Below are 14483 nucleotides of genomic sequence, written 5' to 3'. Positions count from 1 at the left end.
ATTCAACTGCGGCTGTCCCAGGCCAGGCTGGCGTCCTTGGGCAGCAGGTGTTTCTTGATGCGTTCGCTGGGGGTCAACTCGAACCCCTCCACTTGCCGGTAGTAGCGTGGCAATTGATAGGAGGCGCACCGGCGAGCGGCCCATTCGAGCATGGCTGGCCAGTCCGGGGGGGTATCGGTCTGCAGTTGCACGTACAGCAGGATTTCCTGCTCGCCGACCGTCGACTCGACCCCGATCGCGGCGCAGGCCTGCACCGCTGGATGCCCACTGAACACCCGCTCTACCTCCCAGGCAGACACGTTCTCGCCACGCACGCGCATGCTGTCGGTGCGACGGCCGACGAAGAACAGGTCGCCGTCGGCATCCATGCGAGCCATGTCTCCGGTGAACAGGCGGCCGTCGCGCAAGGCGCTGGCCGTCGCTTCCGGGTTGTCCAGATAGCCGGGCAGAAAGACGCCGTCGACTTCGCTGGCGAGTACGATTTCCCCCAATTGCCCGACTTCGACGGGCTTGCCGTAGGGGTCCAGCAGTTCCAGGCTCAGCCATGGCAAGGCGCGGCCGATCGAGCCGGGCTTGCCGGTGCGGTTCAAGGTAGCGAAGCTGGAACATTCGGTCATGCCATAGCATTCGCGCAGCTTGCAGCCGAAACGCTGCTCGATCGCCGCCCAGTTGGCCAGGCTGACACCCGCGCCCCACAAGGTGCGCAGAGCGTGGTGGGCAGGCCACTGCTGTTCGGGTTGCTGCATGAGGATATCGATGATCCCGCCAAGGTAGTGCAATTGCGTGGCCTGAACTTGCACGCACTGCGCCCAGAACTTGCTTGCGGAAAACCGCTGCACCACGTTCAGGCTGACCTCGGCCAGAAAGGGCATCAGCAGCATCTGCGCACCGCCGATATGGCACAGCGGTTCCCATAACAGCAGACGATCGCCGGCCTTGACGTCGGCGACCTGCAATACCGCCTCACTGGCGATGCGCAACATGCGGTGGGTAAACACCACGCCCTTAGGCGCCCCGGTGGTGCCGGAGGTGTAGATCACGCAGAGCGTGGCATCGGCCGCGCTGTCTTCCAGGCGCAGTGTTGCGGCCGGGCAGGCCAGCGCCTGCTCGTGCAGCGTGTTGATGTGGACACAGTGAAGGTGGGCTGCGGCACTGCCCGCCAGGCGCTCGGCAAACTCGACGTCGCCAACCACAAGGTCCGGACGCGCATGTTCGAACGGGTAGTCCAGCCCCGGCCCGCGCAGCTTGGTGTTGATGGGGATCCACACCAGGCCGCTGAGGATCAACGCATAGATCAACACGATCTGGTCGTCGCTGTTGCCCAGCATGACCGCAACCCGGTGCCCGGCATGCAGACCACGATCGGCCAGTACCTGTTGCAGCGCGGCGACCCGCTGGCGCAATTCCCGTGTAGTCAGGGAACGACCTTCGAAAGTGACGCGTACAGCGTCGTCATCGATCATCAGGCCAGCATGGATAAGCGGTGCGGTGGTCAGTTGATCCTGACTGATGCGATGCGGGAAGAATTGAGTGTATGGATGCATCGTTCAGAGCCCTTGACGTTTGGAATTGGAGCGCCGTGAGACCCATTGGGCGACCACGGCAAACAGCACGATGAACACCAGCAAGGTGGTGGAAACCGCAGCCAGGGTCGGCGTCAGCGCCAGTTGGATGCTGTCCCACATCTGCTTGGGCAAGGTGGTATTGATGCCGCCACTGACGAAGATGGCGATGGTCAGGTCGTCGAACGAGGTGATGAAGGCCAGCAGGAAGGCCGAGACAAGGCTCGCCGACATCAGCGGCAGGGTGACCGTGCGCAGGCGAGTGAATGCGCCGGCACCCAGGATTCGCGCGGCATCATCCAGACGCCAGTCGTATTGCTTGAAGGCCGCGGACAGGGTCACCACCACATAGGGCAGTGCCAGTACGGTATGGCCCAATACCAGGCCGATGTCCTTGCCGGCCAGCCCCAGCCGGGAGAACAGGTAGAGCAGGCCGAGGGCGATGACGATGCGCGGTACGATCAGCGGTGCGATGAACAGGGCGAACAGGCCTTTGCGCCAACCTGCGCTGACCCGTGTCAGTGCCAGGGTCGCGCCGAAGCCCAGCACCAGGGCCAACAAAGCCGTGGCCACACCGACGCCCAGCGAACGCAACAGCGCGGCCTGCCATACCGCGGAAGTGAAGAATTCTTCGAACCACTTCAAGCTGAACAGCTTGGGTGGAAAGGCAATGAACGGGCTGCTGGTGAAGGCCAGCGGGATGACAACCAGCACTGGCAGGATCAACAGCATGACCAACAACACGCTGTAGCCCGTGAGCAGCACACCGTCCCCACTGCGCCGGGGGGCGCTGCCCTTGCCCGAAAACAGATGCCCGAGCCAGATCAGCATCTGCAGGCCGCGTCCGGACTGGCGCTCCCTGGGCGCCTCGCCGCCCAGCGACGACAGCCCGGCGATGCGATCGTAGATGACGAACACCACCAGCGAGCAGGCCAGGAGCACCACCGAGAGGGCGCCGGCAAAGTTCATGTCGAACAGGTCGAGCACCGAGGAAATCACCAGTTGCGCCACCATCATTTCCCGTGGCGAACCCAGCAGCGCAGGCACGATGAAGAAGCCCAGGCTGGTGATGAACACCAACAGCCCAGCGGCGGCAATGCCCGGCGCCGACAGCGGCAGGAAAATGCTGAAGAAACTCATCGATCCGCTGGCGCCGAGGGTCTGCGCGGCGGGCGCTAGGCGTTGGTCGATGCTGCGCATGATCGGCAGCAGGGTGATCACCGCCAGCGGCAGCATCGAATGAACCATGCCGATCAGCACCCCGGAAAGTGCTGGTACCAATCCGGATGGATTGTCCAGCACATCGGCGGCCAGAGTGGTCAGCAACCCTTTGCGCGACAGCAGCAACATCCACGCGTAGGTCTTGACCAGGTAGCTGGTCCAGAACGGCAGCATGATCCACAGCAACCAGCGCTCGCGGCCCATGGGCGAGAGGCGGGTCAGCAGGTACGCCACCGGGTAGGCCAGCAGTACCGACAACAATGCCGTCAGCGCCGAGATCCAGAAGGTGATACCCAAAACGCGTGCATACACTGGGGTCGATGCGATTCGTTCGAAGTTGCCCAGGCTCAGCTCGCCACTGGCGTTCTGAAAACTGCCCATGAGCATTTCCGCAACCGGCAACAGAAAGAACAGCGCTAGGAACAGCAGGGCGGGGATGGCTGGAATCAGGCCCTTGCGCCAGCTCATGACACGGCCTGCGCAGGCAGCAGGGTAGCCCGGGTCGGGTCCCAGACGATGCCCACCGGGTCGCCGATGCGGGGGCTGAGGTCGCGCGAACAGCGCACGCTGAAGCGGTTGCCCGAGGGCAGTCGGACTAAGGCGCGGGTGTCACTGCCCAGGAACACGCATTCATCCACGGTCCCTTGCAGCAGGCCAGCGGCGGAGTCGGTGAGGCGCGCGGCTTCGGGTCGAATCAGCAGAAACGCCTCGGTCCCTGCGCTGGGTGCCTGGTGTCCGGCGCATCCGGTCAAGTCCAGCCGTCGCCCTTCGACCTGCAGGTGGCCAGCACCGTCGCGCTGGCCCTGCAACAGGTTCGAATGGCCGATGAATTCGGCTGCAAAGCGTGTGGCCGGGCGATCGTACAGTTCTTCTGGCGTTGCCAACTGCTCGATCCGCGCCCTGTTCATCAGGCAGATGCGGTCGGACAGAGTCAGCGCCTCTTCCTGATCGTGGGTGACATAAATGAACGTGGCTCCCAGCTCCTTGTGCATGCGGCGGATTTCCAGCTGCATGTGCTCACGCAGGTTCTTGTCCAGCGCGCCGAGCGGTTCATCGAGCAGAATGATCGAGGGTCGATAGGCGAAGCAGCGCGCCAGGGCGATGCGCTGCTGCTGGCCACCGGACAGTTCGTTCGGATAGCGATGCGCGAAGTCCTCCATGCGCACCATGGACAGGGCATCGTCGACTGCCTGGCTGACCTCGGCCTTGGGGTACTTGCGCATGCGCAAGCCGTAGGCCACGTTGTCGCGCACGCTCATGTGCGGGAACAGCGCGTAGCTCTGGAACACCAGGCCGATGCCACGCTTGCCGGGGGCGATGTGGGTGGCGTCCTGGCCATCGATCAGCAACTGACCGCTGTCGGGCGGGACCAATCCGGAAATCATCTGCAGCAAGGTGGTCTTGCCCGAGCCCGAAGGCCCGAGCAGGGTCAGGAACTCGCCCTCGCGCACCTGCACATCGGTGGGCTGCAGGGCGACGAACTGACCATAGGTCTTGCCCAAGCCACGGGTTTCAAGTTTCACGCTCATGCATCGACTCCCTTACGACAAGATCCAGGCGTTGAACCGCTCGGTCACGGCGGTGCGGTGCTCCGCCCACCAGGCCGGGCTGGGCAGGCGCATGTGTTCCAGGTTCTGCGGCGCAGTGGGCAACAACGCTGCGCGCTCGGGGGCGATGAACTCGAACGACTTGCGGTTGGTGGGGCCGTAGGCCAGCGTGTCGGTGAAATCGGACTGGCGCTTGGCATCGGCGCAGAAGCGTACGAACTGCTTGGCCATGTCGGCGTGTGGCGTGCCCTTGGGAATCGCCCAGCCTTCGATGGAGTACAGCCCCTGATTCCAGACGATCTGCACCGGAGCGCCATTATCGATGGCCGCCTGGGCGCGGCCGTTCCAGGCCGAGATCATGTCGACTTCGCCGCTCTGGATGGCCTGCATCGCCTGCGCACCGGAGGTCCACCACAGGTCGATGTGCGGTTTGATCTTGTCCAGGCTCTTGAAAGCGCGGTCAACGTCCATCGGGTACAGCTCGTCGAGGCCGACGCCGTCGGCTAGCAGTGCCTGTTCCAACGTGTCCAAGGGGCTGCGGCGCAGGCATCGACGGCCGGGAAACTGCTCGACGTTCCAGAAGTCAGCCCAGCTCTGCGGGCCCTTGCCATTCTTGAAGGTGTCCGTGCGGTAGGCCAGCACGGTGGAGTACACATCGACGCCCAGGAAGTTGGGAGTGATCGCTTCGGGCAACAGGTCGGGGTATTCACTGGCCGACAGACCGATGGGTTCGAGAAAACCTTGGGCCTCGAGGTAGGGGATGTCGGCGGAGATGGTCAGGGTGGTGACGTCCCAAACATAGTTGCGGGTTTTCACCATGGCCGAAAACTGCGCCACGGGTTGTGATTCGCGGGCGACGCTGATGACCTTGATGCCGGTGGCTTTTTCGAAAGGGTCGTAGAAGGCCTTGCGGTAGGCCTCGGTGTAGGGGCCACCGGGATCGGAAACGATGATCTGCTTGTCGGCGGCGCGGACTACGCTGGGCAGACCGCAGACCAGAGCGACGGTGGCACCGGCCTTGAGCAACTGACGGCGTCCGGGGTTGGAAGGTGTGTGCATGACAGTCTCCTACAAAAAACGAATGGATCGTTGGGTAGTCAGGACGTCGGCAGTAAAGGTGTTGCATAAAGCCGGGGTAGGTACATGGCCGCCGTGCGTAGTGCGATCTGTGGGAGAGGACCCTGTGGGAGCGGGTCTYTGCCCGCGAACGGGMCTCCACGGTGTATCAGTGCCTCCGCATCGCYGCCTTCGCGGGCAGAGCCCGCTCCCACAATGTGGGGGCGAACCCTGTGAGAGCGGGTCTTTGCCCGCGAACGGGCCTCCACGGTGTATCAGTGCCTCCTCATCGCCGCCTTCGCCGGCAGCGCCCGCTCCCACAGTGTGGGAGCGAACCCTGTGGGAGCGGGTCTCTGCCCGCGAACGGGCCTCCGCGGTGTATCAGTGCCTCCTCATCGCCGCCTTCGCCGGCAGCGCCCGCTCCCACAGTGTGGGAGCGAGCCCTTTGGGAGCGGGTCTCTGCCCGCGAACGGGCCTCCACGGTGTATCAGTGCCTCCGCATCGCCGCCTTCGCGGGCAGAGCCCGCTCCCACAGTGTGAGAGCGAACCCTGTGGGAGCGGGTCTCTGCCCGCGAACGGGACTCCACGGTGTATCAGTGCCTCCGCATCGCCGCCTTTGCGGGCAGAGCCCGCTCCCACAGTGTGGGGGTGAACCCTGTGAGTGCGGGTCTCTGCCCGCGAACGGGACTCCACGGTGTATCAGTGCCTCCGCATCGCCGCCTTCGCGGGTAGAGCCCGCTCCCACAATTGGCGCGCTCCCACTGTTAATCTGCTTTCAGAAGGTAGGCCAGGTTTTACTTGGCCCGCGCCTTGAAGAAGGCTTCCATCATGCGTGCCGGCTCGCCCGAGTCGTACGCTTCCTTCTGCAGGCGTCGGCCTGCTTCGATGCAGTCCTTGAAGCCCGGCTCACTCATTTCGCGGAATCGCTGCTTGTCCAGGCGCATGGCGATAGGTGGCTTGGCGGCCAGTTCTTCGGCGATTTCAAGCGCCTTGCTCATCACCTGATCGGCCGGCACCAGATGGTGAATCAAGCCGATCTGCTTGCATTCATCGGCATTCATCAAGCGGCCGGTCAGTGTCAGCTCGATGGTGCGCGACATGCCCAGCATGCTGTTCATGATCCAGGGACCTGTAGTGCTGGGAATGCCCGAGTTGATCTCTGGCTGGCCCATGCGCACGCCGGGGTGGCCGATGCGGATGTCGCCCAGCAGCGCGACCTGGAACGCCGAACCTGCGGCCGTGCCGTTGAGCGCGATGATCAAAGGCTTGGAGAGTCCGCGCAGCGTGGCGTAGTAGCGCTCCCATTCACCCACCCATTCCACTGCGCGATCGCCGTCGAAATCATGGGCTTCGGAAAGGTCCTGACCTGCGGAAAACGCCCGGTCGCCAGCGCCGGTCATGATCACGGCCTTGATGGCGGGGTCGGTGTTGTATCCGTTCAGGGCTTCGATGATTTCGTTACGCATCGGCGTGGTCCAGGCATTGAGTACTGCCGGACGATTGAGGGTGATGACAGCGACTGGGCCTTTGATTTCTAGCGCGATGTCTGACATATTTATCTCAATGCGATAGTTGATGTGGAATAACGATAGAATTATCCCGCTGGATGCGCAACAGGTTTGTGTGGATTATTGGCAAAGCGCGCACGACAGAGGAGGCCACCGCACTCAGATCGACGCGCACACGGTGGCAGCGGTCAGTGGCCGCGAAAAGGGCGGTGCGGTGTGTCAGGTGTTATGCGGTGAGATTTTCGCGGCCGATGGCCGCTCCCACGCAGGGGTGTGGGAGCGGATCATGGAGAGGGAGGGATCAGGTCACAACGCGGTAGCAGGGCACATAGGCTGCGCCACCCGGCAGTTTCATGCGGTGCTGCTCGACGAACGCCTGCAGCAATTTGTCCAGCGGCTCCATCACTGCGGCATCACCGCGGATCTGGTACGGCCCGTGTTCTTCGATCAGGCGAATGCCCTTGTCCTTGACGTTGCCCGCCACGATGCCGGAAAACGCCCGGCGCAGGTTGGCCGCCAGCTGATGCGGGGGCAGGGCGCGGCTCAGTTCCAGGTTGGCCATGTTGGCGTGGGTCGGGTCGAAGGGACGCTGGAAACTTTCCTCGATCTTCAGCAGCCAGTTGAAGTGGAACGCGTCGTTACGCTCGCGGCGGAACGATTTGACCTTCTTCAACGACTCGGTCATCTCCCGCGCCACGTCGGCCGGGTTGTCGATGATGATCTGGTAGTGCTCTCGCGCCGCTTCGCCCAACGTCGCCACGACGAAATGATCCAGTTGCTGCAGATACGCTTCGGCGCTCTTGGGCCCGGTCAGGATCACCGGGAACGGCAGCCCTTGATTGTCCGGGTGCATCAGGATGCCCAGCAGGTACAGGAATTCCTCGGCCGTGCCCGCGCCGCCGGGGAAGATGATGATCCCGTGACCGACGCGCACGAACGCTTCCAGACGCTTCTCGATGTCCGGGAGAATGACCAGCTCGTTAACGATCGGGTTCGGCGCTTCCGCCGCGATGATGCCCGGTTCGGTCAGCCCCAGGTAGCGTCCGCCGCTCATGCGCTGCTTGGCATGGGCGATGGTGGCGCCTTTCATCGGGCCTTTCATCACGCCGGGGCCGCAGCCGGTGCAGATGTCCAATTTGCGCAGGCCCAGTTCGTGGCCGACTTTCTTGGTGTACTTGTATTCGTCCGAATTGATCGAGTGGCCGCCCCAGCACACTACCATCTTGGGCTCTAGGCCGGCTCGCAGGGTGCGGGCGTTGCGCAATAGATGAAAGACGTAGTCGGTGATGCCCTGGGAGTCGCTCAGGTCGATGCGCTGGCTGTGCAGCTCGCTTTCGGTGTAGACGATATCGCGCAGCGCGCTAAACAACATTTCGCGAGTGCTGGCGATCATTTCGCCGTCGACGAAGGCGTCGGCCGGAGCGTTCAGCAGTTCCAGGCGAACACCGCGGTCCTGCTGGTGGATGCGTACCTCGAAATCCTGATAGGCATCGAGGATGGTCTTGGCGTTGTCGACATGGGCGCCGGTGTTGAGGATGGCCAGGGCGCACTGGCGAAAGAGGGTGTAGGTACTGCCGGAACCGGCGGCGCTGAGTTGCTGGACTTCACGCTGGGAGAGGGTTTCAAGGCTGCCCTTGGGGCTGACCGAGGCATTGATCACATTTCTTGGGGCCATTCTATATTCCCTTAACGCACTGTAGCGCGGCCACACGGGCCGCCCCATCTGGATAATGAGCGACTTCACCGGCCCCAGGCTGTCTGGCCCGGGCGCTGGGTCTGCTTGTCCTGGTGATGAAAAACCGTTTCCTCCTGGGCATGGGGCTGATCGACACTGGTCTCATCTTACTCCGGGCCGCTGCGCGTCGGTCAACGTCCGTCGCCATAAAAACTTCAATGCAGTGAATCGCTTGGCAGCACACTGCGTTACCTGTGACACTTACGGGGACCGAGTCGTGAACCTTACCCCCACACGCCCGGTCGATAGCTGCGGCCCACCCTTTTACAGAGGCCGCTTTCGGGTCAATGCTGTGGATACCTGCCAGCGATTGTCTTGGCCCGTCTACTTCCTGGAGAACACCCGTGATATTGATCAGACCCTCGGCCACGCTCAAAGCATGGGGCGCCCACGGCTTCACCGCCACCGGCGTGGTGCTGGCCTTTCTTGCCACACTGGCGCTTTTCGATGGACAGCCGAAGATCTGCCTGCTGTGGCTGGGCCTGGCGCTGGTGGTCGACGGCGTCGACGGCTCGCTGGCGCGCAAGCTCAACACCCAGTCGGTACTGCCGCATTTCGATGGCTCGACGCTGGACCTGGTGATCGACTACCTGACCTACGTGTTCATTCCGGCGCTGTTCATCTACCGCTACATCCCCTTGCCCGAATTCACCATGCTGATCACCGTCAGCATCATCCTGGTGTCGTCGCTGTTCTGTTTCTGCAACGTCAACATGAAGAGCAAAGACAACTACTTCGTTGGATTCCCGGCGGCGTGGAACGTGGTCGCGCTGTGCATGTACATCATTTCGCCGTCGCCGTGGGTGGCGCTGCTCAGCGTGATCGGTCTGGCTCTGCTGACCGTCACCAAGATGAAGTTCCTGCACCCGTTCCGGGTTCGTCGCTTCATGGCGATCAACATCGCCGTGACCTCGATCTGGCTGCTGTGCACCTTCGTGCTGATCCTCAATCATCCGGCCAGCAACCCGGTGGCGATGGGGCTGTGGAGCCTGATGTCGGCTTATTTCCTGGGCATCTGCGTCTGGCGCACAGTGGTCGAATGGCTCGGCCGCCTGCGCGCTTGATGCCTGGATTCAAGCGCCGGGCAGGTTGAGCATCTCGATCCACAGGGCGCCTTTGCCTGAAGGCGCCTCCGCGGTGCGGGTCAATGCACCCTGCGCACCCACCGCATAACTTCCCACCTTGTCGGCTTTCTCGCCGGTCACCAGCAACCAGCGTCCACTGGGTGAGAAGGCGATATTGCGCGGTTGTTTTTCCTGCAAGGGGTAATTGCCCTGGAAGCTCAAGGTACCGCTGTTAGGATCGGCCTTGAATGCCGAGACGGAGCTGGTGGTGCGCTCGGTGATGTAGATCAACTGACCATCCGGCGAAACGCGAATGTCCGCAGCCCAGATCCTCGGCGTAGGGTCGTCCTTGAGGTCGTTGTTGGCCGCGTTGCGGATTTCGCCCTGTACCAGATTCAGAGATTTGGGCACGCCTTCGGCATGGGCCACTTTGGTCAGAGCGCCTGTCTGTGAGTCGATGGAAAAACTGTCGACCGTACCGCTCAGCTCACCCACTACGTAGAGAAACTTGCCTCCTGGCGCGAATGCGATGTGCCGCGGGCCGCTACCGGCTGTCACCGTCGCATGGGCAGGGCCGATGGGCTCCAGTGCGCCGCTCTCCTGGTCGAAGGAGAACTGCATCACCTTCTCATCCCCAAGCGAGGTGGCGTAGACGAAATGGTTGCTGGGGTCGCTGCGCACCGAGTGGGCATAAGGGCCGGTAGGGTAGACCTTGCTTTCCTTGGCCGGACGATGCTCTGAATCGATGGCTTGTACGGTGAGCACGTTGCCCCCGTAAGAGGCGCCCATCAAATAGCGGCCGCTGCGATCAGTGCTCAGGTAGGCCAGGCTGGCAGCCAGCGGTGCTTCGGCGGCGGCGGTCAGTTGGCCAGTGACTGGGTCGATACGGTAGGCGATCACTCGAAAGGGCTCGACCCGCAGCGCGGCATACAAAGTCGAGTTATCCGGGCTGATTGCCATGGGGTTGACCTTGTCGCCAGCAGGGGTCTGGTGCAGCAGAGTCAGGGAGCCGGTGGTTTCGTCCAGGCGGTATTGAGAGATCATGCCGTCGTCGGGGCTAGAGATATAGGCAAAGGTGTTGGCCTGAGCCATACCGCCCGCGCAACCAATGGCAGCGGCAAGAAGCAAATGTTTACGCATGAATGATCCTCGGTTTTGTTGTTGTGATCAGTCATCCTATGAGTGCACTGCAACGAAGTAAAGGACCCTACCGTGTGTAGCGGCGGCGCAAGCCGCGTCGGCCGCCTCCGCGACAGGTCAGTGTGAACGCGGTGTGGCCTGACGCGGCTGGCGCCGCTGCTACAAAGGTGATGATTACAGGCTGGAACGCAGGGGAATTTCTTCGCGCATGATGTGGTTGCCTTCCTCGGGGTTGCCGATCATCTCGTCATGAGCGTTGCCCTGCACAAGGAACAACTTGATGTCGGCGACACCGGCCAGCACCTTGCGTGCTTCCTCGACCGAGGCGACGTGAATGGTCGCGCCATTGTCACTGGCCACCGGCTGGGAAACACCCTCTAGGATGGCGTGCAGCACGTAGGAGCCGCCTTCCATGGAGACCAGGTTCACTTCGTGGATTTCGCCATTATTGACGTGGCTACTCAATTTATCGATGTTCATGCGCGACCTCGAAATGGCGGGATGGACCGGAGTGGCCATCGCTCTTGCCCCATGCAAGGTTTGAGGCTGGCCACGCTGAGGGAGTTCCATCGCGCGGCACCTCGCGCGCGCCGCATCAGATCTTCCAGCGGCTCGCGGTCTTGGCCAATCGTTGCTGCAGCCCGTCGAGGTTATTGACCAATTGCAGCGTCAGCAGGCGATACCCGATCAGCTCACCGGGCACCACGTTGGGCGCGTCCGCATCGGCGCTGGCGTAGTTGCGCTCCAGCCGTTCGGTGGAACCATCGCGCAAGGCGCGGGCCATGCCCACCAGTTGCCGACGAATGTGCCGGTGCTCACCGCTCAGGCACTGCTGCAATTGCGCCATGGCGTTGCGGTCGGTCCCGCTGGGGCGCAGGTTGGCGAGGATTTCAAGAGTGCTCAGGCACATGCGGAAATGACCCTGGATCGCGTCCAGCTCGGTCATGGAGATCTTCACTTCCTTGGACACCGACGGCAGCAGCGAGCGTAGCTGGACCATGTTCGCGTTGAGCTTGGCCATCAACTTGAGGTGTTCATCGGCCGACACCGGTTGGCCACTGACGATCCGACTGTGGATGGTCGCGCAACCGCGCAATCCGGTGGCGAGGTTGTAGCGCCAGGAATACACGGCGTAAAGCGGGAGGGCGAACGAGAACGCCAAGGCCAGGGCGATGCCGATGAGGATGTCGACGGTGCGCCACAGGCCGTCGGTGATCGGATTGTCGCCATGACCGGCGACGATGAACAACGTGATGGCCGACAACAGCGCCGTGTAGCCACCCTTGCCGATCGCATGGTAGGCGAAGAACCCACAGGCCACCGACATCAGCAGGTAAGTGACGATGGGCAGTTCAAAGTAGTTCTGTTGGGCCACCACGGCCAGCCCGAGCGCGGCGCCGATGAGGGTGCCGTAGGCACGTTCCACCGATTTCTTGCCGATATTGCCATGGTGCTGGAGGCCGCCGATGACGATCAGCAGGGTGACCGATGCCCACTCGCCGTGAGGCAGGTTGAAGCCACTGGTCAGCAGGATGGACACCAGCAAGGCGGCGACGATGCGTGCGGCGTGGATCAGGCGCGCGTGCCGGTAACGACGGTAGGGATCAAGCAACGGCCGCAGCACGCGGCGCAACCAGAAGGGTAGAGCAATGGATTTGAATGCATTCATCCGTTAAATGACCATGGGTACCTGGAATAAGTCCGCCACACAGCTGTCGACTCTGGGCTGGAAGGTAAATTGTGTCATGGCTGCGGCCATATATCTTGTTCAAGGAACGCTTTTGTCGATGCTCGACTTCTCTCGCTTGAAGAATTTTATGGGCCAGGCCCGACGTGCCTTGCAACTGGTTTGGGCAACTTCACCCGGCCTGCTGCTGGGACTGGTACTGGCCACGCTGGCCGCAGGGATCCTGCCAGCATTGGCAGCCTGGCTGGGCCAGCGCATCGTCGATGCAGTGGTGGCTGCCATGCAGCTGCATCAGCAGACCGGCGCTGCGCCACTGTGGCCGGTGCTGCGCTATGTCCTGATGGAAGCCGGTGTGCTGGCACTGCTGGCCGCAGCGCAGCGCGGCCTCTCGGTGCAACAGGCGCTGCTGCGTGTCCAGCTGGGACAGAAGGTCAATACACTGATTCTGGAGAAAGCCCAGACGCTTTCGTTGATGCAGTTCGAGGACTCGGAGTTCTACGACAAGCTGGTGCGCGTGCGCCGTGAAGCGTCCACGCGACCGCTGGCGCTGGTGAGCAAGTCGCTGGGGTTGGTGCAGAACCTGATTTCCCTGGTCAGCTTCGGTGTGTTGCTGGTGCATTTCTCGCCGTGGGCATTGGTGATCCTGGTGATTGGCGCATTGCCGGTGTTCTTTGCCGAAGCGCATTTTTCCGGCGATGCCTTCCGCCTGTTCAGCCGCCGCGCACCGGAAACCCGTCGACAGAACTACATCGAAACGCTGCTTTCCCACGAGGGCTACATCAAGGAGGTGAAGCTGTTCGGCTTCGCGCCGCTCTTGCTGCAGCGCTATCGCGACACCTTCACCAAGCTGTATGCCGAGGACCGCCGTCTGACCTTGCGCCGGGACGGCTGGGGTTTCGTGCTGGGTCTGCTGGGGACGACGGCGTTCTATCTGGCGTATGGCTGGATCGTCATCGACACGGTGAACGGACACATCACCCTGGGGCAGATGACCATGTACCTGGTGTTGTTCAAGCAGGGGCAGAGCGCGGTCAGCAGCAGCCTTACGGCGATCGGCGGCTTGTACGAAGACGGCTTGTACCTGGCGGACCTCTATGACTATCTGGCCTACCCGGTGCAGGCCACTCGGGGCGATCTCACTCAGGGCGTGAAGCCGGGCGACGGTCTGCGCTGTGAAGGGCTGGGCTTTCGCTATCCAGGCGCCAACCGCGCCACCTTGCAGGGTATCGACCTGCACCTGATGCCGGGCAAGAGCCTGGCGCTGGTGGGCGAGAACGGTTCAGGCAAGACCACCTTGATCAAGCTGCTGACGCGTTTGTACCGGCCGGACGAGGGACGCATCCTGCTCGATGGCAGCGATCTGCAGGACTGGCAGGAAGAGGCGCTGCGTCAGCGTATCGGCGTGATCTTCCAGGATTTCATCCGCTATCAGTTCAGCGTCGGGGAAAACCTCGGGGTGGGTGACACCCGTGCGTTCGATAACCCCCAGCGCTGGCGCGAGGCGGCGGTGCAGGGTACGGCCGAGCCGTTTATCGAGCGTCTGGAGCACGGCTATGCCACTCAGTTGGGGCGCTGGTTTGCGGGTGGGCAGGAGCTGTCCGGTGGGCAATGGCAGAAGCTGGCGCTGTCCCGGGCGTACATGCGGCGCGATGCCGACATTCTGATTCTCGATGAGCCCACCGCAGCACTGGACGCCAGCGCCGAAGCGGCGGTGTTCGAGCATTTCCGCGAGTACGCCAAGGGCCGCATGACCCTGTTGATTTCGCACCGCTTCTCGAGTGTGCGCAATGCCGACCATATTGTGGTCCTGGAACAGGGCCGGGTGCTGGAGCGCGGCAACCATGAACAACTGATGGCCCAGGCGGGGCGTTATGCCGAACTGTTCGACCTGCAGGCGCGGGGTTATCGCTGAGAGGTCCAGCAGATGCACCGCATTGACTTCTTCGCGGGCAGAGGGCTCGCC

The 14483-nt window shown here is 62.5% G+C and carries 11 protein-coding genes; 2 read left to right on the top strand and 9 right to left on the bottom strand.

Translation table 11 applies throughout. From position 1 onward, the window contains the following. Positions 1 to 2: 2 nt before the first annotated feature. The 6 genes from ASF66_RS03775 to ppnN form a co-directional block, all read right to left on the bottom strand. Positions 3 to 1544 carry an AMP-binding protein gene (locus tag ASF66_RS03775; RefSeq protein ID WP_056842786.1) on the bottom strand — a complete coding sequence of 514 codons (1542 nt, stop codon included), beginning with the start codon at positions 1542 to 1544 and terminating at the stop codon, positions 3 to 5. A gap of 3 nt (positions 1545 to 1547) precedes the next feature. Beyond that, positions 1548 to 3251, bottom strand: a complete 1704-nt coding sequence (locus tag ASF66_RS03770; RefSeq protein ID WP_056842785.1) for an ABC transporter permease subunit — start codon at positions 3249 to 3251, stop codon at positions 1548 to 1550. Continuing rightward, positions 3248 to 4312, bottom strand: a complete 1065-nt coding sequence (locus ASF66_RS03765) for an ABC transporter ATP-binding protein (RefSeq protein ID WP_056842784.1) — start codon at positions 4310 to 4312, stop codon at positions 3248 to 3250. The genes ASF66_RS03770 and ASF66_RS03765 overlap by 4 nt, the downstream gene beginning before the upstream one ends. Positions 4313 to 4324: 12 nt before the next feature. Beyond that, entirely contained in the window at positions 4325 to 5389 is a 1065-nt protein-coding gene (locus tag ASF66_RS03760) for an ABC transporter substrate-binding protein (protein ID WP_056842783.1), read from the bottom strand. A 791-nt stretch (positions 5390 to 6180) separates the two neighbouring features. After that, positions 6181 to 6939, bottom strand: coding sequence for an enoyl-CoA hydratase/isomerase family protein (locus ASF66_RS03755; protein WP_056842782.1), 759 nt, complete (start codon positions 6937 to 6939; stop codon positions 6181 to 6183). A 256-nt stretch (positions 6940 to 7195) separates the two neighbouring features. Continuing rightward, the gene (ppnN, locus tag ASF66_RS03750; protein WP_056842781.1) at positions 7196 to 8569 is read right to left on the bottom strand and encodes a nucleotide 5'-monophosphate nucleosidase PpnN; all 1374 of its coding nucleotides are present in this window, start codon (positions 8567 to 8569) and stop codon (positions 7196 to 7198) included. 404 nt (positions 8570 to 8973) lie between these two features. Here ppnN and pcsA point away from each other — a divergent pair, with 404 nt between their 5' ends. After that, positions 8974 to 9693, top strand: coding sequence for a phosphatidylcholine synthase (pcsA, locus tag ASF66_RS03745; RefSeq protein WP_049859507.1), 720 nt, complete (start codon positions 8974 to 8976; stop codon positions 9691 to 9693). A 9-nt stretch (positions 9694 to 9702) separates the two neighbouring features. Here pcsA and ASF66_RS03740 read toward each other — a convergent pair whose 3' ends face one another. The 3 genes from ASF66_RS03740 to ASF66_RS03730 form a co-directional block, all read right to left on the bottom strand. Continuing rightward, positions 9703 to 10833 carry a lactonase family protein gene (locus ASF66_RS03740; protein WP_056842780.1) on the bottom strand — a complete coding sequence of 377 codons (1131 nt, stop codon included), beginning with the start codon at positions 10831 to 10833 and terminating at the stop codon, positions 9703 to 9705. Positions 10834 to 11007: 174 nt separating this feature from the next. After that, the gene (locus ASF66_RS03735) at positions 11008 to 11313 is read right to left on the bottom strand and encodes a DUF6482 family protein (RefSeq protein ID WP_049859509.1); all 306 of its coding nucleotides are present in this window, start codon (positions 11311 to 11313) and stop codon (positions 11008 to 11010) included. A gap of 115 nt (positions 11314 to 11428) precedes the next feature. Next, the gene (locus ASF66_RS03730) at positions 11429 to 12502 is read right to left on the bottom strand and encodes an FUSC family protein (protein WP_056842779.1); all 1074 of its coding nucleotides are present in this window, start codon (positions 12500 to 12502) and stop codon (positions 11429 to 11431) included. Between the two features lie 118 nt (positions 12503 to 12620). On the opposite strand from ASF66_RS03730, the gene ASF66_RS03725 reads away from it, so the two are divergent. Beyond that, positions 12621 to 14432, top strand: coding sequence for an ABC transporter ATP-binding protein (locus ASF66_RS03725; RefSeq protein ID WP_056842778.1), 1812 nt, complete (start codon positions 12621 to 12623; stop codon positions 14430 to 14432). Positions 14433 to 14483 lie beyond the last annotated feature (51 nt).

Source organism: Pseudomonas sp. Leaf129 (assembly GCF_001423465.1).
Classification (GTDB): Bacteria; Pseudomonadota; Gammaproteobacteria; order Pseudomonadales; family Pseudomonadaceae; genus Aquipseudomonas; species Aquipseudomonas coleopterorum.
Note: the sequence above shows the minus strand (reverse complement) of the source record. Positions and strands in the feature narration are given on the sequence as shown.